Origin of the sequence: Streptomyces sp. NPDC059853 (assembly GCF_042731495.1) — a bacterium.
Lineage (GTDB): Bacteria > Actinomycetota > Actinomycetes > Streptomycetales > Streptomycetaceae > Streptomyces.
In genome coordinates this window covers 1-1,202 of the sequence record NZ_JBHWJL010000572.1, presented here as the reverse complement: position 1 = coordinate 1,202, position 1,202 = coordinate 1, and the positions used below count along the sequence as shown (strand labels likewise).

Annotated in this window: 1 protein-coding gene; it reads left to right on the top strand. The window is 76.0% G+C overall.

Going from position 1 to position 1,202, the window contains the following annotated elements:
• Positions 1–127: 127 nt before the first annotated feature.
• On the top strand, positions 128–1,081 hold the full coding sequence (locus tag ACFV5N_RS27940) for a YafY family protein (protein ID WP_026047276.1): 954 nt from the start codon (positions 128–130) through the stop codon (positions 1,079–1,081).
• Positions 1,082–1,202: the final 121 nt, after the last annotated feature.

The window sequence follows — 1,202 nt, the reverse complement described above, 5'->3', positions numbered from 1 at the left end:
CGAAATGCGCGTGAGGTTTGGGCCCGCGGGGGCGGGGTCGGCCATCTTTGTCGGTCACCGGCGGCCCCGACTGTCCCCATCACCCGGGGGGGCGGCCGGGCCCGCCGCATTTTGTGATGATGGGACGATGCGAGCCGCCCGTCTGATGAGAGTGGTCCTGCTGCTCCAGACCCGCCGGACCATGACGGCGGCCGAGCTGGCGGCGGAACTCGAGGTCTCCGAACGCACGGTCCAGCGCGACATCGCGTCCCTGTCGGAGGCGGGCGTCCCGGTGTACGCGGACCGGGGCCGCTCCGGCGGCTACCGGCTGATCGGCGGGTACCGCACCCGGCTGACGGGTCTCGGCCGGGACGAGGCGGAGGCGCTGTTCCTGTCCGGGGTGCCCTCCGCGCTGCAGGCGATGGGCCTGGCGGACGCCGCGTCGGCGGCGCGGCTGAAGGTGTCGGCGGCGCTGCTGCCGGAACTGGCGGACGCCCCGGCGAGCGCGGCGCAGCGCTTCCACCTGGACGCGCCCGGGTGGTGGCGGGAGGCGGAGACGCCGCCGCTGCTGCCGGTGGTGGCGGACGCGGTGTGGGACGACGCGGTACTGAACGTCGTGTACCGGGAGCGGGAGAGGGTGCTGGCCCCGTACGGCCTGATCCTGAAGGCCGGGGTGTGGTACCTGGCGGCCCGGGTGGGGGACGCGTACCGCGTCTACCGGGTGGACCGCTTCACGACGGCGGCGCCGTCCGGGGAGCGGTTCGAGCGGGACCACTCCTTCGACCTGCCGTCCTTCTGGGCACAGCGGGCGGCGGAGTTCGCGCGGTCGATCCTGCGGGAGACGGTGACGGTACGGCTGAGCGAGGCGGGCGCGCGGCTGCTGCGCCTGGTGACGGACCGGGCGGCGGCGGAGGAGTCCCTGGCGGCGGCCGGGCCGCCGGACGGGGCGGGCCGGGTGACGGTGACGCTGCCGGTGGAGTCCCTGGAGGTGGCGTACCACCAGTTGCTGGGCCTCGGCCCCGAGGCGGAGATCCTGGCCCCGCCCGCCCTGCGCCACCGCTTCGCGGAGGCGGCGTGGCGGACGGCGCGGCTGTACGGCTGAGGGTGGGGGGCCGGGTCCGTTGCCCGGCGGTCACCCCGTGGGCTCGGCGGACCAGGCGGCGAGCGTGCTCTCGGCCCAGGCGCGTACCCGCTCCTCGTAGCCGTCGGCGGGAAAGCTGCCG

Bases quoted from the DNA above. Each gene is read 5' to 3' on its own strand.
- ACFV5N_RS27940 (WP_026047276.1), top strand. From the start codon at position 128: ATGCGAGCCGCCCGTCTGATGAGAGTGGTCCTGCTGCTCCAGACCCGC.